Annotated in this window: 19 protein-coding genes and 2 pseudogenes; 8 read left to right on the plus strand and 13 right to left on the minus strand. The window is 58.0% G+C overall.

Annotated elements, in window-relative coordinates:
- Positions 1–512 precede the first annotated feature (512 nt).
- Complete coding sequence (locus tag AB4Y32_RS39165; RefSeq protein WP_368726392.1) at positions 513–791, minus strand: hypothetical protein; 279 nt, start codon at positions 789–791, stop codon at positions 513–515.
- Positions 792–827: 36 nt separating this feature from the next.
- Here AB4Y32_RS39165 and AB4Y32_RS39170 point away from each other — a divergent pair, with 36 nt between their 5' ends.
- Positions 828–2,111, plus strand: coding sequence for a hypothetical protein (locus tag AB4Y32_RS39170; protein ID WP_368726393.1), 1,284 nt, complete (start codon positions 828–830; stop codon positions 2,109–2,111).
- Between the two features lie 99 nt (positions 2,112–2,210).
- Here the strand turns inward: AB4Y32_RS39170 and AB4Y32_RS39175 are convergent, their stop codons facing one another.
- Positions 2,211–2,573 (minus strand): protein phosphatase CheZ, encoded by a 363-nt coding sequence (locus AB4Y32_RS39175; protein WP_439899904.1) that lies wholly within the window; start codon positions 2,571–2,573, stop codon positions 2,211–2,213.
- Between AB4Y32_RS39175 and AB4Y32_RS39180 the strand changes: the two genes are divergently transcribed.
- On the plus strand, positions 2,556–3,986 hold the full coding sequence (locus AB4Y32_RS39180) for an IS1182 family transposase (protein ID WP_368726394.1): 1,431 nt from the start codon (positions 2,556–2,558) through the stop codon (positions 3,984–3,986). The two genes, AB4Y32_RS39175 and AB4Y32_RS39180, sit on opposite strands and share 18 nt — an antisense overlap.
- A 270-nt stretch (positions 3,987–4,256) precedes the next feature.
- Here AB4Y32_RS39180 and AB4Y32_RS39185 read toward each other — a convergent pair whose 3' ends face one another.
- A complete protein-coding gene (locus AB4Y32_RS39185) occupies positions 4,257–6,440 on the minus strand; it encodes a pentapeptide repeat-containing protein (protein ID WP_368726395.1) in 2,184 nt (727 codons plus the stop codon).
- A 444-nt stretch (positions 6,441–6,884) separates the two neighbouring features.
- On the opposite strand from AB4Y32_RS39185, the gene AB4Y32_RS39190 reads away from it, so the two are divergent.
- The 3 genes from AB4Y32_RS39190 to AB4Y32_RS39200 all read left to right on the plus strand — a co-directional run bounded on the left by AB4Y32_RS39190 (position 6,885) and on the right by AB4Y32_RS39200 (position 10,185).
- A complete protein-coding gene (locus AB4Y32_RS39190; RefSeq protein ID WP_368726396.1) occupies positions 6,885–7,268 on the plus strand; it encodes a VOC family protein in 384 nt (127 codons plus the stop codon).
- Positions 7,269–7,785: 517 nt separating this feature from the next.
- A complete protein-coding gene (locus AB4Y32_RS39195) occupies positions 7,786–8,556 on the plus strand; it encodes an alpha/beta fold hydrolase (RefSeq protein WP_368726397.1) in 771 nt (256 codons plus the stop codon).
- Between the two features lie 12 nt (positions 8,557–8,568).
- A complete protein-coding gene (locus tag AB4Y32_RS39200) occupies positions 8,569–10,185 on the plus strand; it encodes a hypothetical protein (RefSeq protein WP_368726398.1) in 1,617 nt (538 codons plus the stop codon).
- Positions 10,186–10,604: 419 nt separating this feature from the next.
- On the opposite strand, the pseudogene AB4Y32_RS39205 reads toward AB4Y32_RS39200, so the two are convergent.
- Both AB4Y32_RS39205 and AB4Y32_RS39210 read right to left on the minus strand, forming a co-directional pair.
- A pseudogene (locus AB4Y32_RS39205) lies at positions 10,605–11,956 on the minus strand (MFS transporter).
- An 18-nt stretch (positions 11,957–11,974) separates the two neighbouring features.
- Positions 11,975–13,147: a M20 aminoacylase family protein gene (locus AB4Y32_RS39210; RefSeq protein WP_368726399.1), complete on the minus strand. Its 1,173-nt coding sequence runs from the start codon at positions 13,145–13,147 to the stop codon at positions 11,975–11,977.
- A gap of 126 nt (positions 13,148–13,273) precedes the next feature.
- Here AB4Y32_RS39210 and AB4Y32_RS39215 point away from each other — a divergent pair, with 126 nt between their 5' ends.
- Complete coding sequence (locus AB4Y32_RS39215) at positions 13,274–14,224, plus strand: LysR substrate-binding domain-containing protein (protein ID WP_368726400.1); 951 nt, start codon at positions 13,274–13,276, stop codon at positions 14,222–14,224.
- Between the two features lie 163 nt (positions 14,225–14,387).
- Here the strand turns inward: AB4Y32_RS39215 and AB4Y32_RS39220 are convergent, their stop codons facing one another.
- Positions 14,388–15,761 carry an alkaline phosphatase family protein gene (locus tag AB4Y32_RS39220; RefSeq protein ID WP_368726401.1) on the minus strand — a complete coding sequence of 458 codons (1,374 nt, stop codon included), beginning with the start codon at positions 15,759–15,761 and terminating at the stop codon, positions 14,388–14,390.
- Positions 15,762–16,017: 256 nt separating this feature from the next.
- The gene (locus AB4Y32_RS39225; protein ID WP_368726402.1) at positions 16,018–16,164 is read right to left on the minus strand and encodes a hypothetical protein; all 147 of its coding nucleotides are present in this window, start codon (positions 16,162–16,164) and stop codon (positions 16,018–16,020) included.
- Between the two features lie 596 nt (positions 16,165–16,760).
- Here AB4Y32_RS39225 and AB4Y32_RS39230 point away from each other — a divergent pair.
- Positions 16,761–17,108 carry a toxin-antitoxin system TumE family protein gene (locus tag AB4Y32_RS39230; RefSeq protein WP_368726403.1) on the plus strand — a complete coding sequence of 116 codons (348 nt, stop codon included), beginning with the start codon at positions 16,761–16,763 and terminating at the stop codon, positions 17,106–17,108.
- A complete protein-coding gene (locus AB4Y32_RS39235) occupies positions 17,105–17,476 on the plus strand; it encodes an HVO_A0114 family putative DNA-binding protein (RefSeq protein ID WP_079503649.1) in 372 nt (123 codons plus the stop codon). The genes AB4Y32_RS39230 and AB4Y32_RS39235 overlap by 4 nt, the downstream gene beginning before the upstream one ends.
- Positions 17,477–17,872: 396 nt before the next feature.
- Here AB4Y32_RS39235 and AB4Y32_RS39245 read toward each other — a convergent pair whose 3' ends face one another.
- The 6 genes and pseudogenes from AB4Y32_RS39245 to AB4Y32_RS39265 all read right to left on the minus strand — a co-directional run bounded on the left by AB4Y32_RS39245 (position 17,873) and on the right by AB4Y32_RS39265 (position 20,609).
- Entirely contained in the window at positions 17,873–18,322 is a 450-nt protein-coding gene (locus AB4Y32_RS39245) for a DUF7713 domain-containing protein (protein ID WP_368726404.1), read from the minus strand.
- A 6-nt stretch (positions 18,323–18,328) separates the two neighbouring features.
- Positions 18,329–18,457: pseudogene (locus tag AB4Y32_RS40850) on the minus strand (DUF7685 domain-containing protein); the annotation flags it as partial.
- Positions 18,454–18,984, minus strand: a complete 531-nt coding sequence (locus AB4Y32_RS39250) for a hypothetical protein (RefSeq protein WP_368726405.1) — start codon at positions 18,982–18,984, stop codon at positions 18,454–18,456. The gene AB4Y32_RS39250 and the pseudogene AB4Y32_RS40850, both read right to left, overlap by 4 nt.
- Before the next feature lie 245 nt (positions 18,985–19,229).
- Positions 19,230–19,619, minus strand: coding sequence for a hypothetical protein (locus AB4Y32_RS39255; RefSeq protein ID WP_368726406.1), 390 nt, complete (start codon positions 19,617–19,619; stop codon positions 19,230–19,232).
- A gap of 75 nt (positions 19,620–19,694) precedes the next feature.
- Positions 19,695–20,264 (minus strand): hypothetical protein, encoded by a 570-nt coding sequence (locus tag AB4Y32_RS39260; RefSeq protein ID WP_368726407.1) that lies wholly within the window; start codon positions 20,262–20,264, stop codon positions 19,695–19,697.
- A 198-nt stretch (positions 20,265–20,462) separates the two neighbouring features.
- The gene (locus AB4Y32_RS39265; protein ID WP_368726408.1) at positions 20,463–20,609 is read right to left on the minus strand and encodes a hypothetical protein; all 147 of its coding nucleotides are present in this window, start codon (positions 20,607–20,609) and stop codon (positions 20,463–20,465) included.
- Positions 20,610–20,767 lie beyond the last annotated feature (158 nt).

A 20,767-nucleotide genomic window follows, 5' to 3' on the forward strand; every position in this document is an offset into this window, starting at 1 on the left:
TATATGCGCCGACTGCGGCGCCAACGCCCCACGTCTTGTCCACTTTGGTATCCACCATAATTTGGTGGGTACCAAACTACCCAAAACCTCAATCAGCACGCTAGAACGGCCGCGGCGAGACGCTTACGTTCCACCATCCTGTTTTGCCCGGAAATAGATTGACTTGGACCCGTCAAGCTCACGGGCTGAAAACTCGCGGATCTGGACGACACTACCATCCAGATCACGAATAGTAAGGCGAAGACTATCGTCGGGGGCCAAGTTGGGCAACTCAACGCGGTATGCCGATTTGGGATTACGTGTCGCGGGCCTGAGTATCCGCTCTCTTTCAAAGACGGCCATCGTGGATTCCTTGACGGGATTACCGGCCACATTCTTGCGTGCCCAGACAGTAAACACAATTATTGTCCAAGAGCGCGACGTTTGCGTAATTCCCACCGACATGCTGAGGCCCGAGTTCGTGATGCGTGCCGCCATCGAGGTGCCGCGCTATGACGTTCCGGGTCTGACCGTCAGATCGAGCGCATGGCGTCCTTTGTAAGACAGATGATAGAGACGCGCAAATGCCGGGCGGACCGAGCCGCAGATTCTTTATCGATTAAGGTGGGCCAGCGCACAGACAGGGGAAAACGCGTGGGTTCGTCGCCTACACTGGTTGCGACCAGGACGAAGGGAAGAAAAACATGCCCGCCACCACGCCGGTAGCCGACTTTCAGAGGCAAGTTAGGGGCATCGGTGACGTTTACAGTCGACTGAAGGCCGCGGCCGATGTACTTAGTCGTGGTGTCCATCAGCTTCGTCCACGGCCGCCCGCAACACAGCCTCCCGTGGACCCGACGCTGGTAGACGCATTTAAAGGCAAGGTTGCGGACATTCAAAACCAGGTCGATCAATTGGTGAGCGAGGCCGTTGCACGTCGTGCGGTGACGACCACCGCACGGGGTCCCTTAGACCGCCAGCTAGTAAGGGATTTTCGAGACAAGGTTAGCGCCATTTCGAGCGATTTCGAATCATTGAAGTCTGCGGCCACCGCACTTCGGGCATTTCCCACTAGACCTAAGCCCGTAGCCGACTTTCGAAAAAAGGTTCTTAAAGACGTTGGACCCGATGTCAGACGATTTAAGGACGCGGCCGTTGCACTTGATCAGTTGCAGCGGGTAGAGGAATTTAGACACCAGCTTGAGGGTGTTCAAACCGCTGTGCGTGATTTGGAGCCACAGGAGGTTAGAGTCGCTGTTGGTGCATTGGTGCTAGCGACCGATGCAGCACGTGGTCTGGCCGTAACGCCCGACCCAGCTCGCTTCGATATTTATCCGGCGTTGGGGATTTGGGCGTGGCTAACTCGCACTTGGGGGCAGTGGACGCTTCTGCGACGTGGGTTTGCGGCGGTTGCGTTTGTCCTTGCCATTTATATTATTTGGCTGCTGGCTTCTGGGATTTGGCCGAACTTGCGCCAAGCGCAGTGGTTTTTGCTTTTGGCTGTTGGGCTTGTCCTTTTGATTTTGGCGCTGTGGCGCTGGGCGCCGCGGGTTTTGCTTTGGGCCGGTGGGGTTGTCTCAGTGGTCCTCCTCATAATGACTGTGTGGGATGCGTCGTACGCCCCACCGTGCACTCGGCCCGTCGGGCTGTTCAAATGGGCAGTTTTTTGGGGGATGGCGCCTCCGCTATTCTGGTGGTGGCAATGGTTTTATGTGTTCCCCAGTCATCGAAACGCGGATAATCTTGAGACCTTCAAATATGGAGCGCAGCAGGCGCTCGCCATCTGGGCGGCTGTGGTAGTTGGGCTTGCCACTTATGCGACGAGCGACTACTTCAAGCCGCCGCCGCTCGGTACGGATGGTAAGCCGGGTACGTGCCTTTACGAGAAACGCGATGCTCCCGTTTCGGCGCCTGTGGCCGGTCCAGTTTCAGCGCCTGCGCCCGGACCACTTCTTGTGTACCCGTTCTGTCTGGCGCTTCCACTTCCATCTGCTCGCGTTTCAACGCTCGAGCCCGGTGTACTTCTTGTGTACCCGTTCTGTCTGGCGTCGGCTTCCGATGCAGCTTCGGGTTCGGGTGCAGCTTCGGGTTCCGATGCGGCGTCTCGACTTCCAGTGCAACGTCGGCAATAGTCACCACGCCACAATGAAGCCATTTTCGGCAGCAGATCCCAACCAGGCATTCTAGCTGAGGCGAATCTTGCTCAGTCGAATCCCATTTGCGCCAGCAGATCACCGCCCTGTGACTGGTCCTGCAACACGTCCGCCCTGCCTTGCGGGTTGATTCATCAGCAATTTGGAACTGCTTTCGCTGGCGAGCGCGGCATCTTGGGCGGCGAACTGCTCGCGCCGCTCAGGCGCAATGTTCTCCGTCAATACGCTGAGCAGTTGCTGCTCGATCGACGAGACGATGTCGGTGATCTTCTTGATGACCTGTCCGGTCAGATCCTGGAAGTCCTCTGCAAGCGTGATGATCTCGAGCAGGCCGGTTAGCGTGCGGTCGCTGACGGCCCAGACTGTGTCAAAACACCATTTCGTAGTGCTAAAATTATTCATCGTAGAACGGGGAGAAGCGAGATGAAGCGGTTCGTCCAAGGCGAAGATCGTACGCAAAGCTTCCTCCTTCCCGAAGCGCTTGATGACTACGTGACAAACACCAATCCGGTGCGCGTGGTGGATGTTTTTGTGGATGAGTTGGATCTTCAGAAGCTCGGGTTTGAAGGCGTTGAGCCAGCGCTAACGGGTCGGCCTTCGTATCATCCGGCGGTGATGCTCAAAATCTACATCTATGGTTACCTGAACCGTATTCAATCCAGCCGTCGCCTTGAACGCGAGGCTCAGCGCAACGTCGAACTGATGTGGCTCACGAGTCGCCTGACGCCGGACTTCAAGACCATTGCGCGATTCCGTAAAGACAACGGCAAAGCGATCCGCAGCGTCTGTCGCCAGTTCGTCGCGCTATGCCAGCGTCTGGACCTCTTCGCCGAAGCGTTCGTGGCAATCGACGGGAGCAAGTTCAAGGCAGTGAACCATCGCGACCGCAACTTCACGAGCGCCAAACTCGAACGACGCATGCGCGACATCGAGTCAAGTATCGCCCGCTATCTCGAGGCGATGGACACAGCGGATCGTCAGGAGCCTGCTATTGCGAAAGCCAGAACAGAGCGGTTGCAAGACAAGATTGCAGCCCTGAAGGAACAGATGCGAAGCCTCAAGGAGATCGAGGTCAAGTTGAAGGAAGCACCGGACGGACAGATATCGCTTACGGATCCGGATGCACGTTCGATGAAGACCCGAGGAACCGGAGTCGTGGGCTACAACGTCCAGACGGCGGTTGACACGAAGCACCATCTGATCGTCGCGCACATCGTTACCAATAATGGCATTGATCGTGATCAGTTGACGTCGATGGCGAAGCTCGCCCGTACCGCGATGGGCATCGACAAGCTCACCGCGGTTGCGGATCGCGGCTACTACAAGAGCGAGGAGATACTCGCATGTCACGAGGCTGGAATAACCGTGTTCGTTCCGAAGACAGTGACGTCGAGCGCAACGGCCGATGGTCGCTTTGGCAAGGAAGACTTCATCTACAACGCAAAGATGAACGAATATCGATGCCCGGCAGGCGAGCGCCTCATCTGGCGATTCTCGACCGTTGAGCGCGGCCTGAAGATCAGCAAGTATTGGAGTTCGAATTGCCAGCAATGTTCGCTAAAGGCGCACTGCACGCCGGGCCCTCAACGCCGGGTGGCACGCTGGGAGCACGAAGGGGTGCTCGAAGAGATGCAGACGCGACTTGACCATAACCCCGACATGATGCGGATCCGAAGACAGACTGTCGAACATCCCTTCGGCACGTTCAAGGCGTGGATGGGTGCAACCCACTTTCTGACAAGAACGATTGAGCGGGTAAGTACCGAAATGAGCCTGCACGTGCTCGCGTACAACATGAAGCGGGTGATCAAGCTGCTTGGCGCAGAAATGGTGGTAAAGGCAATGCGGGCGTAAGCCTCGCGCGGTGGTCGAACCGCGGCAGCAGTTCGACGTAGCTGTTTCATGCAACTTCACGTTTATGTTCCCGCAGTTCGCCGTCGAAACCTGTTCCGGGAGAGAAGGTCTCGTCAATTTCCAGCAGCCGGGCGTTTTGACACGGTCTGGGCCAGAAAGAGCCGTTCGCTTGTGTCCGAGCGCGGGCGTCCGATCGTCCGGTCGGCACGGGCAAGCGGACAATCCAACGACGTCACGTTCTGCAGCAGGCGCGCATCCCCCAAAGCCTCCTTACGGGAACCAATCCAACTCCTTCGAAATATAGACGTCACTATTCACACGGGGACGTTCTGTGCCTTTGAGCGGGTCGACAATCTCCAATACGCCTAATTCCTCATTTCTCTCATCGGCTGTCAGTTCCATTGCTCCAAGACAATCTGGCGACATAAACCAAGTTCTCGCTTCATGAGCCAGGAGGGTGGACCGAACACGGTAGGAGAAGTTTCGCGCGGTTGCCCTGTCGTCGCAGACCATCCTCTTGAACGTAGCGGAGATCCCGCGGGCAAACTCATCTTGTTCTTCGCTGCTGTCTTGACTGAATCTGTGCTTACAGGCGACTGAACTCGAAATGGGGCTTCCGTATAGACAATAATCGAATGGGAAAACCGCAGGATGGCCGACCGCCTTATCGATTTTTTCCAGGATACCACCTACCGCATGCCTTGGCACAGTCATCTTTGCTATCCTACTCAGCTCAGCCCCCGAGCGTGAATCGAGGACAGAGGATTTCAGAAAACGTACATCAATATAATACGGACTGTATAGCCCGCCCCAGTCGAGGATGTCAATCGTCGCCCCGGTCAAGTTGGCGCCTCCGAATGAAGCTCCCTGCAGTAGAGCGGTTTCAAAAGACGCGCCCGACAGCTCTGAGTTGTCAAACACCGTGCCAGTCATGTTTCCAGCGAAGAGCGCTACACGCAGATCAGCGTCCGCAAAGTGCGCCATTTCGAGTGCCGCTCCCGTAAAGTCTGCCCCTCTCGCTTTCGCCCATTTGAAATTGTCACCTGCAAGCACGGAATCGTTGAAGCTGGCCCCGTCAACACGCGCGAAACGAAAGTCTGCTTCACTGCCATTCGCGGCAACCAGATTGGCTCCGATCAGTATCGCGTCTGACAAAATCGCTCCCGATAGGTCCGCATGCTGAAGATTCGCGCCTACCAGGAACGCCCGCTTGAAAACAGCATGTCGTAGTTTTCGTCCTTCAAGATTAACCGGGCTCACATGACCGACTAAATCATGCACGTCAACAATATCTTCCTCCTTGGCTTCGGCGATGGTGTCGGGCGCCACCGGTTTTGCCTCGACGACAGCATCGCTCAGTTCAAAATTCCGGTGAAGCGACCTGTTGAAGAACGTTTGCCCAAAAACGCTCGTTTCCAGCTCCTCCCCATCGACGGTCAGGGCCAGCGGCATGGGGAGAATCACTAGCATAGACACAATGTACGGAACTACGCCGCGAGTCGACAATACGGTCGTCGCGCTCCGCTGTGCATCCGCTCGCCAAGTTTTTGTTTTTTTCCGGAGCCGCCTTAATATATAAAACAACGCATTAACGACGACATATACCAAATAAAATACGCTGAAGATGAAAACCGCGACAATAAGTTCGAGTTGCCAATCCCACGGAAGCTGACTTTGGTTTTGTGAAAAATAGATGGTTAATACGGTAAACATTAACCCGGATAGTAGCCATAAGCTTTTAGGGTTCTTCAATGATGCCGCCGCCCTGCGATGAAAAGCCTTCCAGTCATCCTGCGGATCCATGATGACCGGCCAAAGACTTAATATTACCGCGCAATCGATCCATATCGCTAACCTATGCGACCATGTAATCGCTTCGGATTGGTAGCAAAGAAAGCGCAGAGCAATCGCGAGTATCGTGATCAACGGAAGTAAGAGGATAGTTACAGTCACCATGCATGCCAATAGCGCGCGTATCGATTGCCCGCTAGGTGCAACTAGATACCAACTGTAGGGGAAGATATCTAACTGGTCATAGAATTTGTATGTCTTGCTATCGTCTTTTTGCAGCTTTGTCCTGAATCTTTGCGTGTATTCCTGGACTGTTTTATCGAAAACAAAAAGTTTGCGAGACAACAGTTGCAGCTGCAGGAGAAAATTGAAATGAACCAGTATCACAAGAAGAGGTGCCAGCACAAAGAAGGCGGTGATAGGAACCTCAACATCGACGACCGGCAGCCTTATTCCTCCTCCAATCAAAAGATTTAAATCGGTCGTTGAAAGGGTAACTATCAATAAATAACTGCACGTGATCATTAAGGTAATGTGCAGGACGGCGACTCGCGACGAGGCGGAATTTGCCGACTCTAACATCGGTCTAATTGCTTCTTCAGCCGATTTTTGAATGGCCGTTTTCTTATTTTCCCGTTCTGTCCAGACCCTCTTCTTCTCCAAGGCGGCCTCCAAAATCGAGCTATTTGAGGAAGGTCTGTTCGGCCATCGCTACTTAATATAGGACGCGTTTGCGAGGCAACGCAAATGCGTTTCTACCTCGGGTCTTGTCGTGGTTGTTCTCGACATATCACGGCGAGCAACGACCAAAACTCGCTGCCGCCGGTGCAAGCCAATGCGTTCGAACGTCCGGGATGGGGTCGCCTTCTGCCTGACGCATTGCGCCAAAGCGGCCATTCGCCGACCACAGGGCCGGGTGCATGTGGATAACCGCAAAGCCCGAGTAAGAAGCGTTCGCCTTCGAACCGTACGGTCCGTCGCAGGACATAGCCAGCGTCAGAACGTTCTCGCACGGCCACGTGCGACTTGCGCTTGTCGAACGTTGAACGTTCCGGAAGGTGTCATTTTCCGGCCCTATTGCTATAACGGAACACTCGAGGTACCACGATGATCGATCACACCGGAATTGGAGTCGCGGACGTCCATCGTTCCGCCACGTTTTACGACGCCGCCTTGAGCGCGCTTGGCATGCGTCGCGTGATGCAAATGCCGGGCAACAGCGGGACCGATGGCATCGGCTACGGCCTCGATTACCCGGTTTTCTGGATTGACCGCTTTCGCCCGCATGGCGTGAAACAGCACACTGCCTTTGTAGCGAGGAGTTGCGCCGAGGTAGACGCATTCTATCAGGCAGCCCTCAAAGCCGGCGGCACCGATAACGGCGCACCCGGCTACCGTGACACCCAGCATGGCTATCCGCCAGGTTACTACGCTGCCTTCGCGCTCGACCCGGACGGCAACAACATCGAGGCTGTTTTTCGTGGGCGGTAGCGAGAAAAGCACATCACCCCGCCGGCATCGCATCACACCTCGATCCGCGGACCGCGTCGGGCAGTAGGCGGCCAGGAACTGTCGTGCGCCAGCGCGCACAGGTGGACTACGCATCAGGTACCGGCCTTTGAGGTACAGGCTCAGGGCGGGTCTGGTCAGCTTCGCCGACCTCGGACCCGCAACTATATGAAAATGCGCTGGTGAAACAGTCTTTGTGCCGGTTGCTCGACTTCATCACCCAGTGTCGGACTAGGCACTGGGCAGGCATGCTTTCGACGTTGTTAGAAAAGTGTCCCCTAAAAACAGCCCAGATGTCCTAGGATGTCCAGATCAGGAGTGTTTAATTTACCGACTAACGTCGCCCGATACCCCGATACTGATACACGAAGGCTTCCCTTGCGAAAAGTCGAAACGCTCATAAATAGGGTCAATTCAAAGGGGCAGGATCGTGAGCTTCCATATGCTACATACTGGGCGACTAGCGAAGAGGTGGCAGGGGTCTAGAGCAATTTGGGCATTGGACCCAATTGGTTGCGCCATTGTATTTGTACACGGTTTCGCCGGGGCAGCAATCGAAACGTGGTCAGCCTTCCCATCGGAGCTAAAAGCAACACCTGAACTCGCAGGGTGGGATTTTTTCTTTTTTAGTTACGACGGCAAACACACGCAAGCCCTGTCCAGCGCGAATCAGCTCCGGTGTTTCTTGGGTGAACTCTGCAAGGATCCCGCAGCAGTATTTAACGATAGCGATTCAAGTCTCACAATGACGCGACGACATCCAAAAGAGTATCACAGAATAATTTTAGTTGCCCACTCGCTCGGGGCGATAATTGCGCGACGGGCAATGTTAGACGCGCTCAATCGCGCCGTTCCAGCGTCTTGGCCAAAACATACTGAACTAGTTCTCTTTGCGCCAGCTCATAACGGTGCAAGGATCCTTGCGCTGGCTATTGACACATTTGGGCCTATACGTGGTGTCTTGTCGAGTGCAAATTTATCAAACGTGTTCACAGTATTAGAAGATCTCCGCGAGGGGTCGAGGACTCTCACCGATTTACGTGACGAGTTAAAAACCAGATTTGACGCAGGTGCGCAGGAACTCAGGGCCCGCCTTGTTATTACAGCTAAAAACGACAAAATTGTCCGGAACGCAAGGCTTTATCCAGACTTCGCACCGGACGAGCTAGATGCATCTCATCAATCCATATGCAAGCCTTGCGATGGCTTTCGCGATCCGTTCACGCACTTGCTTCCACTGTTGACGGCGCCGGAAAGAAATGTCCTCTAGTGATTCCATATCATGAATGATCCGTTCTTTGAGGAAACGCTGCAGCAATTCTACCTTCGGTTACCACGGAATATTTTTCTCGAGAAGGGTTATCCGGGGTCGGATCTCGCTAAGCTAAACGAACTTTGCGCCCGGAAGCCGTGGATGAGAAACGCAAAACAATGGCAGAGTGCCGTAGAGTGGCTTTTCGGGACTTTAGAGATCTTGATTTCCGCAACGGCAATCGGCACTGTTACAGAGCCCCGTCTCGACCTATTGGCCTCGGTGTGCAGGCAATTGCCAAACAGCGATCCGTCTTGGAGACTCGGCCTTGTCAGGAATTTCCTCGAAAGAGCGAGGGCCGAGATCGCGACTTCAGTCGAATCAGATTGGGAGCGATCGGCTTTTCTTGCGATAGAGTTCTGTGAAATTGTTCAGGAATTTGAAGAAAGTGCTGCTGGAACAGGCTTCCTAACCTGGTGTAAAAAAAATTTCTCCGAATTGAAAGACGAACCTCTCCTCGATTCTAAGGTTCTCGTCTCGTTTTATGCCCAAGAGGAGATGATCCTAAGCGGTGCGGTTCATCTTTCTATGGTGTTAGCTCGGTGTCACGCTCGACTTCTCGACTTTCGATCCAACCGCGCGCTTATGTCGGCGTGTTGGGCGTTCAACGCAGATTCGATATTTCACGCGGCTATTCTGCGCGGTCTCATTGCACTCCGTGAGGCTTCCCCCGGAAGCGTGATGTTGCCGGGAGATGGTCCAGCGGAGATTATTGAGTTGCCAACCGAGAGCGCTCCTCCAGAGTATGAGGCGTTGTTTAACACGGGGCTTTGGCGAGGGAATCGCGAAAAATGCGATTTACGGAAGATACAAGTTGATATATTCAACTATGTGCCGCCTCGCATCAGGGGAGACGAGCAATTCAATACGGATAGCTACGATAAATCGTCGCGCTGGAACTCGCTCCCGCTCTATAGGGCTAATTGGGAAACGGTCGACTTAAGCGCTCGGGAGGAAATTATAAAAAAGATCACACCGGCCCTCGGGAAATATCGAGAGCTGACTCATTATTTTGACACGAGGGTGTCTATAAGCAATCGAATTCGCGTGCATAACCCCAGCTTCCTTCCTAATTCGTATTTAGCGGAGGTTTCTTTAGAAAGTGAACTCGATCAACGCTCAGTCATCGCCCTAATAAGCGGATTTGATATCGTTCATGTCGATGGTACAGCTGAAGCGCTTGAGAAGATCTTATCCCTGGGACTGGCATTAAACTGTTCTGAACATCTTGAAGAATATATTCGCTTTGTCTGCAGCGGGGTTCAGGTTAAGCGAAAAGAAATCATAATTGTGGATGATCCCTCATCCTTCTCCGATGAGAAAAATTATGTCGGGCAATCAGACAGAAGAAAACCTTTTCAGGATGCTGACAATAAATTTGGCAGTTGGAAATGGGACATCAATGTGATACACGGGAGGGATCTTTTTGCCGCGAGAATTATCGTCGAACTTGGTAGTCGGGATGTCCGGGTACTTCGCGGAGAGTCTTTTGGGGAATTGGAATCAACTTACGGCAGGCGCTTTGAGGAGGGTGTGTGGATAACGCCGGAAAAAACTCTAGTTCCTGCTTTGGCGAGTTATGTTTAAATCTTTGGACGCAGTTATTGCTAACTTTTATGGTTAAACAGGTACCGCCGTGGCCGTTCGAATGACCGGTGGACCTTGGAACCTGCCCTTTACGTGATGTCGAGACGGACGACGGCAATGGGTCGCAAGTACGCATTCGCTAGCAGTGAACGCTGACGTTCCTCGCCGCCGAACTGCGACTGTCGGCAAAGCGACTCATTGCCGCCTGACGGACGCGATACATGAAGGTCAGGTATGGCCGAAATGCACTCATAGGCATCACCGATCGCCTCACAGCCATACTTCGCCCGAAATCAACCGTGACGAACTCTGTTCGCTTTCATGGCGCAAGAATCGTTGGCAAACCCAATCGATTGTCAATCGGGCGCTGAGACTCGTCGAGGCGTGAGAGAGCGACCCACCGCATGAGAAAGCGCCCTTCAGTCGATCGGCCGCCCTGCCCTCTCGCGAATAAACGGCAGCGCCAGCAGCGACACCAGCCCGCAACCGATCAGGTACCACGCCGGCGCCAGTGTGTTGCCCGACAGTTGAATCAGCCATGTCGCAAAGAACTGCGCGAAGCCGCCGAAGATCGACACGCCGAGGCAATAAACAATCGACATCCCGGTTGCGCGAATCTCACGCGGAAACATCTCGGGCAGCATGACGATATTGGGCACAGCCGTGAATGCAACCAGGACGCCCAGCGCAGCAACCACAGCCAGCAACACAGGCACAGTCGGCACGGAATTGATGACCATGAACGGCGGGATACACCGCCGCAATCAGCAACGCGCGCGAGATCCACAGCACGCGCTTGCGTCCATAGCGATCCCGACAGCGAGCCAGCGAACGGCGAGCAGATCACCGTGACGAACGCCGCCGTCCACGACGCCCACAACGCAAGCGACATCGGCAGATGCAGGATCTTGATCGCGTACGTCGACAGATAGAACAGTACGATGTAGTTCGCCGCCGTGCCCCCGATCGTCGTCACGACGCCCGTCGCGATCACGCCCAGGTGCGTGCCGAAGATCTCGCGCACAGGCCTCGCGACCGTCGATGCCTCGATGGCTGGCGGCTCTTGCGACGATGCAGGCAACGGCAGAGTTTCGTCGAGATGTCGCCGGATGTACACGCCGATCGGCCCCATCGCCATGCCGATCACGAACGGCACGCGCCAGCCCCAGCTTTCCAGCGCATGGGTCGACAGCATCGCCGCGAGCGCGACGCCCAGCAGCGAGCCAACCACCGTGTTCAAGCCCTGGCTCACGAACTGCCAGCTGCCGTAGAAACCGCGCGTGCGGTCGCTGCCATATTCCATCAATAGCGACGTCGATGCGCCGATTTCGCCGCCCAACGCGAAGCCCTGAATCAGCCGCGCGAGGATCACGAGCGCAGGCGCCGCGAGTCCGATCGATGCATACGTCGGCGCGAACGCGATGATCGCGGAGCCGAGCGTCATCAGCCAGAGCGTGAGACTCATCGCCGCCTTGCGCCCTGCCCGGTCAGCATACGCGCCGAGCACCACGCCGCCCACGGGCCGCATGATGAAACCGACGCCGAACGTACCGACCGCGAGCATCAGTTGTGCAAGCTGCCCTTCGACCGGGAAATACAGTTTGCCGATAATCGTCGCGAAGAAGCTATAAATCGTGAAGTCGAAAAATTCGAGGCCGTTGCCGAGCGTGATTGCGGCAATCGCTTTCGCGTGGCTCACGTGCTGCGGTTGAGCGTCGCTCGTCGACGCGTTGCTGTTTGGCGTGGGAGCCGATGCGGCTGTGTACGTCATGTCTGTCTCCCGAACGCGTCAGCCCAGAAACGCCTGCACAAGACGCACCCAGTATGCGGCGCCCGTCGCGAGGCAATCGTCGTTGAAGTCGTAGCCGGGGTTGTGGACCATGCAGCCGCCCTCGCCGTCCCCGTTGCCGATGATCAGATACGCACCCGCACACTGTTCGAGCATGAACGCGAAGTCTTCGCTGCCCGTCAACGGCTGCATGTTCGCGATCAGGCCATCGTCGCCGACCCACTCGCGCGCGACCTGCGTGGCGAAGGCCGTCATCTGCGCATCGTTGACGAGCACCGGATAACGGCGCTGATAGTCGATCTCGGCGCGCGCGTCGTACACGGACGCCTGTCCGTGTACGACTTCCTGAATACGCGTCTCCAGATAGCCGCGCACTTCGGGCTTCAGAGCGCGCACGGAGAGGCGCATTTCCGCCGTTTCGGGAATCACGTTCGGCGCGTCGCCTGCGTGAATCGCGCCGACGGTGATGATCGCCATGTCGAGCGGCGCGACGTTGCGCGACACTATGGTTTGCAGCGCCAGCACGATCTGCGAACACACGACGACGGGGTCGACGGCCCTGTGCGGCACGGCTCCATGACCGCCGCGCCCCGTCACCTTGATGATGACGGTATCCGACGACGCCATGAACGGCCCCGGCAAAAAGCCGAACTTGCCCGTCGGATGACCGGGCATGTTGTGCATTGCGAACACGGCGTCGCAGGGAAACTTGTCGAACAGGCCGTCTTTGATCATTTTCTTCGCGCCCGCGAGGCCTTCTTCGGCGGGCTGGAAAATCACGTTCAGCATGCCGTCGAACGAGCGCTCCTGCGCGAGGTGCTTTGCTGCTGCGAGCAGCATCGCCGTGTGGCCGTCGTGGCCGCATGCGTGCATCTTGCCGGGCAGCTTGCTCGCGTACGGCAGGCCCGTCTGTTCGTGGATCGGCAACGCATCCATGTCGGCGCGCAGACCCAGCTTTCGTGCGCCGCTGCCAACCTTCAGTTGCCCGACGACGCCAGTCTTGCCCAGCCCGCGCGTCACGGTGTAGCCCCATTCGGTGAGCTTCGCGGCGACCAGATCCCCCGTGACGTGCTCTTCGTAAGCAAGCTCGGGATGCGCGTGAATCTGGCGGCGCAAGGCAATCATTTCTTCTTCGAGACCGGCGATGCCGGCGGGGACGACCATCTTGTTCACGCTGCTGTCTCCTTGGTAATGTGAGACCAGCATAGCCAACCGTTTTTTTGACGGGCAGGCAGGAAACGGTTACGGTGACAACCGGCAGTTGTCGCCCGCGATGCCATCCAGGGTTACTTCTTACACATGAAACTGCATCAACTTCGCACCCTCGCCGCCATCGCCGAAACGGGCAGCATCCGCGCGGCGGCCCGTCAGCTCGATCTGTCGCCCGCTGCCGTAACCAAGTCGGTGCGCGAACTCGAAGCCGACCTGCGTGCGCCGCTCGTGATTCGCGGCACATCGGGCGTCGCGTTCACCGAGTATGGACGCGCGCTCGTCGTGCACGCGCGGCTCGTGCTCGGGCAACTGGCGCGCGCGGAAGCGGAACTGGAAGCGATGCGCGGCGCGGCCGCGGGCAAGCTGTCGGTCGGTGTGACCCCGTGGCTTGCGCTGACGTTTCTGCCGGAGACGGTCAACCGCTTCAAGCAGAAGATGCCCGACGTGCAACTGGAATTCTTCGAAGGGTTATTGGCTGTCGCGCAGCCGCGTCTGCGCGACGGCAGCCTCGACTTTTCGATCGGCCGCCCGCCGCCTGCGTCGCCCCAATCGGAGTTTCATAATGTGCCGCTTTTTTCGACGCATTCAGCTGTCGTCGCGCGGCGCGGGCATCCGCTTGCCGAGTGCCGTACGCTGCATGAACTGCAGGATGCTGAGTGGGTGTTGAACTGGGACCCGGCGAGCCGGGAGTCGATGGCCGACAATCTGTTCCGCAAGCTTGGGATGAAAGTGCCCCATACGATTCATCTCGCGCATTCGTTCGCGATCGTGTTGGGTCTGCTTCAGCAGACCGACTTCCTCAGCATCTTTCCGTGGCCGCTCGTTGAAGTGAACATCGCGAAAGAGAATCTGCGCGCGTTGCCATTGCGCGAGATAGTCGATGAGACGATCGTGAGCATCACCTCGCGGCGCGGCGTGCCCGTGAGTCCCGCAGGCGCCTGTTTTATCGAATGCCTGCGGGAAGTGATCGATGCGGGCGCGCGGTCGCAGGATGCCGACCGCCGCCGCCTGTTTCACTCGATTGAGCTGCTGTTTTAGTTTTAGATACGGCACCTGGTCAGTGACCGTCGCCAGACATCAGCCTCAGTCAGGGCGATATACACCAGCCCGGCCTTGATAAGTAATCGCGTTTTCGACAAATGCGCCATTTTTTGCACGATCCGGACGATTACCCCACACTACCGATTGGCTGCCGACGCGTTCAATGCTTCCCATAGGTGGCAACGTACTGCGCCAGATCAGCCCACTGTGGCGACGTCAAAAGGTGTGGATGATCTCGTGCGACCTGCAGCGCTACCGCATGAAACCCCTGGTTTGATTCGGACTGTCCTGCCTTCAAAAGCCCATCGAAGGATGCATTGAACGTCGCGCCGGTATCGCCGGCGAGGGCGGGCGCAGCTTCAGGGACTGCGGCGACATTCAGCGCACTGCTCAGCCTGTCAAGGTGATTGTTGCGCGCCGAGACGGCGGGTAAATACGCCCTGCCCCGATCAAGCTTTTCCGCGAGAAGCTGCAAAATGGCCGTATGGTCGAGCTTCCCCGAGAAGACACCGCCCGGCGTCACGTAGGGCGAGACAAGCAAGGCGGGCACGCGCAGTCCCGTCGTTTCAAACGGGAATCCCGCGACATTGGCCGCAATGGGGAGCGGTGAAACATGGTCAAAAAACCCGCCGTGCTCGTCGTACGTCACGATCAGGAGCGTGTTCTTCCAGCGATCCGGATTGGACGTCAACGTCCGGTAAACATCCGCGACAAAAGCCTGCCCCGCCGCGATGCCTGTCGGGCAATGGTCGTCGTTGGCGTTGAAGTGTGGACCGTCCGTATATGCCGGCTCGATAAATATCACCTTGGGCATGATTGCGTCGCTCTGCCAGTCGGCGGCGAACCGGGTGTACCGACGGAAACTCCCGCCGACATCATCATGCGGCAAGGCGAGTGACGTGATGATCTCCGGCAGCCATTTCTTCATCAGACTGAAAAACGGAAAGAAGCTGCCCGACTGATAAACGCACCATGGAATGCCGCGCTCGCGCAACCAGTCATAAACAAGCGGCTGATCGGGGATGAAATTGAGTCCTTGCACGTTGTCACTGATGGCGCTCTCTCCTGCCATTGCCATCAGCCGGTTCGCCTGCGTACCGGAAGGGAGCGGCGCAAACCAGTTATCACAAACCGCGTAATGTCGCGCCAGGAAGTCAAAAGTCGGCAGTGAGGCAGCGTCGTAGTACCCCATCACGTGCGCAAGATCATGTGCAGGCGTGGCGCGACTCGCATAACTCTGCACGAACCCACCGAGCTCGGGACAGCCACCCGGCGTGCAAGGCGTATTGATCTGGGTTGCGATAGGCGTGCGGTCGTGTGGGGGATCGGGAATTGAAGCGACGTCGGCGCCGAGACGGTGAACGGGATAAGACTGCCCCGCGTTCACATTCGTAAAGTTATTCAGCCATGCCGGATCGGACGAGAGACCGTTGACGTTACCTCCCGTCAGGCTCAGGTAACCGAGCATATGATCGAATGACCTGTTCTCCAGCATCAACACTACAAAGGTATCGATATTATCGAGCGCTGGCATGTGCCGCTCCTTCGAAAGGGATGTCGCCTCATGTCACGGGCATTTCCGCATCGCTTGTGGCCAATCGCAATGCGCGCTGCATCTTTGCTCGTCCGACCACGTTGGATATTCGCCCGCCAGCCGTTCGAGGGCCGTTCGCGCGGCCGCCGCCTCACGGCGCTGCAGCGGCTCCAGCACGTTGTTGCGCAACACCACATCATGAACTGTCGGCAAAGATATCGAAGCTGCTGCATGGTCGGCTGCATCCTCATCGCCCTCAGAAAAGCTGCTCTTCAAGAGCGGCCAGACTAGCCCATTTGACCGTGCTGCGGAAGGTGCGGCCGTCCTCGTCCACGGATTCGATGATTGCGCGCTGGCCGCTTGCCTCGGCGATCACGCGCACGGTCCGCTCGCCGTAGCGCATCAGCGCACCGATCGGCGGGCAGGCCGGGGCGTTCCGTCGCCTGCGCGGGCGGGGGCTACCTGTCATCGGTCTTGCCCCGCTTGCGGCGCGCCGCCGTCTTGCTGGCGGGCGCGGACGCGGCGCGCGCCGCACCTGCGGGACGTGCGGGGCGTGTCGCCACGGGACGCGCCGCGGTGGACCCGGCAGGTGCGCCCTTGGCACGGCCCGGCCGGGCGGGCCCGGCCTCGCGCGCGTCCGCCCGGCGCACGGCTGCCAGCTGCTGCTGCAGCGTCACGTTCGTCGCCTGCACGGCCTCCAGGCGCCCCTGCAGCACACCGGCCTGATGACGGGCATTCGTGAGTCGCGCACTGCAGTGCCCCCGACCGCACGGCGGTGATCGGCCTCGCGCCATTCAGCCCGCCTGGAGGCCTAATCGACTTCCTTGTGCAGCTTCGCGGACGCGCTCCGCACCCGGACGATCTCAAGCATCGCGCGCTCTTCCGTGGCCTGCAGGCGCTCGCGTCGGACCACGCGCTATTCTCCCGGCGGGAGGGACATTCCTTGCTTTAGTTGTCACCTGATGATAACATATGGCCATGACAGATCGAGACCCAGGCATGGACACCCTCCTCGTGATGCACGGGGAGGTATTCACCCTCGACGCCACCGGGCAGCTTTGGGTGAAGTTCGAAGCAACACGATGCGCAGTCACGGCGGAACGCCCCCACGGGCTGAGGTATTCGCTGACGCTGCACGATGAAACGGGTGCTCGCCTGTTGGGGTTTGATAATGCGCATCCGATCCGGGAGGGTTCAGGTCCGGGCGCACGGACGCGCATTCAGTACGACCACAAGCACACCGGGGAGCGCACGCGGTTCTACGATTATGCGGATGCCGCGACGTTACTCGCAGACTTCTGGAAAGAGGTCGACATCGTTATGCAAGAAAGGAGCAGTGGCCCATGAATAGCGAACACGGAATCCTGAAGGTCGGGATCGCGTCGGTCGAGCAGTACAAGGCGCGGACGATGGCAATCGCTCGGGGCGAATACAAGCCTTCCCCGGACGAACCGAAGATCTGGTTCTCCTCGCCTGAGTCGTTCGCACAGGTGCTGTCGGGCAAGAATCAGGCGCTGCTGGCACTGATCGCCAGGACAAACCCGTCGTCATTGACAGAGCTGGCCGAGACGTCTGGACGTGAAAAGTCCAACCTCTCCCGCACGCTCAAGACGATGGAGCGATATGGACTGGTGCATTTTGAGAAGGGCGAAGGTCGTGAGGTCGCGCCACGGGTCAACTATTCCGGCATCAGTCTGGAAATGTCGTTCGCGTAACGCCTTATCACCCAGTATTAAGCCCGCGCACGCCGACGGCATCGCGGGCTTCTTCACTTGAACCACACATGGCAAAAGCAAAAGGATTCGATAGTCAGCGTCAAGCAGCATGGCGCTAAACGGCGCGTGTTCTGTTTGTCGTGGCTTGCGGCGCCTGTAGCTTTCGATGAGTTCGAAAATTTGTCGAGTGATGTACAAGCCGGTCGATGGCGGCGACCGTCATGCCGGGGTCCAGGAACACATCATTCCCCAGCCGGAAAACGGCGGGTTGGCCGTAATCAGAAGGCTCTTGCGTACGCCCCTGCGAAGCTCAGCGAGCTCCTGCGCCACGCCAGGGCCACGCGGCATCCGGTCCGACTGTTCGATAGCGCGCTTGATCGTCCGTCTGCGCGTGACTCAAAGCTCGTCGGCCGGATCGGCGATGTCCAGCCTGAATTGCCAGCCCTCGAACGCCATCAGCATCCGGCCGAAGTCGTCCCACGCAATTTCTTTTCCGTCGACAACAACGACAGGCATATTTTCGAACCCGGACATATCCGATGAAATTCTTCCTTGCACGGTTCGGTCGCGGATTCGCTGTCGATGGTTTTCGGCGCAGAGAAATCGGACCGACAGAGCTCGCCTCATCTTTTCGACAAGACGGCCAAGCAATGTCAGCACATCATCTTCAGGTTCGCCCATGGTCCGGAATTCGTAACCGGCACGGACGTCTTCGCGAAGTTCGAACGCGTCCAGGACGATCATGTCTGGGCCCAGCAAACGCATCTGGCAATGAAACCGATGGGAGTCGCCCGCGGAATCGATCATGTCGATCGGATCCAGGCGCACGTTTTCGAGATCGGTCATGCCATATCGCCGTGCCACCTCGGCATTGAAGCATTGGGTGCAGAGCAGTCGGTGACCAGTTTCCGTGGAGCCGTAATGGATCACATCGTAAGCTGCCGTGGGTTGGGAGCACTGTTCGCATCTTTCCTGAGTCATGCAGAATTCTCCCGTCGACGAACCTGCTTTCCAGGGTTGGGCATGGGTACGTAGGCGATGCAGTTTAGAAGGTTGATGACCACCAGCATGACATATCTGTCACTGTCTTCCGGGACAATGCGTCTCAGCCAGTTTGCGGTTTCTGACCATACATAGGCACAAAGATTCTTCTCGGGATGGTTCTCGACATATTGCTGCATCAGTCGATCCCGTAGTGAGGGACTCAGGTCTTCGCCAAGCCGAACGGTGGTCGTATAAAGCTGCAATTGCAGCTCCTGGTCGTCCTCCGTGATGACGGGCCATGTGAGACCGGATTCTTTCATCGCCACAAAACATACGATGAGCAGTTCGATGGCGAACTCCATTTTTTCCATGGAAACACCGAATTTCTGGAGAACGAGGACAGAGCCGAGCATGTGAGGTTGGGCATGGAATATCTCGTCGGCGATCTTCTCCTTTTGCGCGAGGTTCATTGCCTTGGCGGATTTCATGGCCTGCGCCATTGCGATCAGCGAAATACGGCACATTCCGTTTCCCTGTCAAAAAAGTATGGGAGGGACAACCAACCCGGACTACACATCCCGCGCGATCATGTTCAGCCGGGTTGCGCGAAGAGAACGGAAGCGTCACGGACTGTCACTGTGGATTGAGCCCGCGAGGCCTCATGACAGGCGGTGCGACGCCGACGCTCCTCTCTTCCGCACGGAAGATCCCATTGCCCTGGCTTATGCCGGCGGCCCCGTGCATCGGTTGCGGAAAACCGCAGACCGCCTTACCCGATGATCTCGCCGCTCCACCGGTCACGGTTGCGCCAGAATGGACACAGCGGACAGGCTTCGCCTTCCGGATAGTCGATGCCTTCCTCATGCGGACACCCGATGATGCGATTAACGGTTGCGACCGATCGGGCACCCTGCTGGTCGATGAAGCGCACGACTGCCTCGATGGTTTCCGGATCGGTCCTTGCGTCGGCAGTTCCACAGAACCATCGCTCAACAGGATCGGCATCCGCATCTTCGTGCGCGACGATGCCAACCGACACCTTTGTCGCCCGCGTGTCGTCGGGCCCATAGAAGGCAACGGTTGCGACCGGGTAGCCACAGAAACCCCTGCGCGCTTTTTTCGCAAGCCTGTCGCGGTACCACTGGGCCTTCAATGTCATGTCGCCTCCGTGCCCTGCCCGGCTCACCGGTGCGACAACGGAACCGGCGACGATCCCGGTCGCTGATCGTCATGCTCACTGGTGCTGCACTTTCCGCGTCGCCATGTACACCTCGAACAGGCCAGCATGCAGGCGGCTGAACTCCTGGCGCAGGATGACCAGTTCGTGCTGGTCGCCTTCATGCTCGCGGCGCAGGATTTCCCCCAGCAGGGCTGTCGCGCGTGATGCCGCCTGCTCGCGCCGCACGCGCGCTTCGCGCAGTCTGCCCTCGAGTGCCGGCTTGGCCACCAGCAGCCACGCGGCGAACCAGGCGTAATCGTCGACTTCGCCGGTGCCGGGAAACTCCGCATCGAAGCGCCGGCGCAGCGCCGTCAACGACGCGTCGCCCAGGACGGAGAGCAACGCCGCGAACCGCTCGGGCGTCAGCCACGCCAGCTCCGCGAGCAGCGGCCACGCCGCATCCAGTCCGCCCGTCCGGTAGCGCACCTCGGTCATCCACGCGAGGGGCGCCGGGATGCGCCACCAGGACTCAATGTGTTCGACCGCATCGCCTGCGGCCACCCACTCGCCCGCCAGCAGCCATAGCGGCGCAGCGTGGTTCCCGGCATCGGCGCCGCGAAAGGTCAGGGTCTCTGCGATACGCATTCGAGTTCGCTAACCAGCACGCCCATCGCGGACAGCACACTATCGTCCGGGTATTCCCCGCCAGCCGTTCCAGTGCCGTCCGTGCGGCCACCGCCTCGCGCCGCTGCAGTCGCTCCAGCACATCGTTGCGCAACATCACATCATGGCTGTCGGCAAAGATATCGAGCTGCTGCATGGTCGGCTGCATCGTCATCGCCCTCAGAAAAGCTGCTCTTCAAGAGCGGTCAGACTAGCCCATTTGACCGTGCTGCGGAAGGTGCGGCCGTCCTCGTCCACGGATTCGATGATTGCGCGCTGGCCGCTCGCTTCGGCGATCACGCGCACGGTCCGCTCGCCGTAGCGCATCAGCGCACCGATCGGCGGGCAGGCCGGGGCCTTCCGTCGCCTGCGCGGGCGGGGGCTACCTGTCATCGGTCTTGCCCCGCTTGCGGCGCGCCGCCGTCTTGCTGGCGGGCGCGGACGCGGCGCGCGCCGCACCTGCGGGACGTGCGGGGCGTGTCGCC

It is taken from the genome of Paraburkholderia phymatum (assembly GCF_040965635.1).
GTDB lineage: Bacteria > Pseudomonadota > Gammaproteobacteria > Burkholderiales > Burkholderiaceae > Paraburkholderia > Paraburkholderia phymatum_B.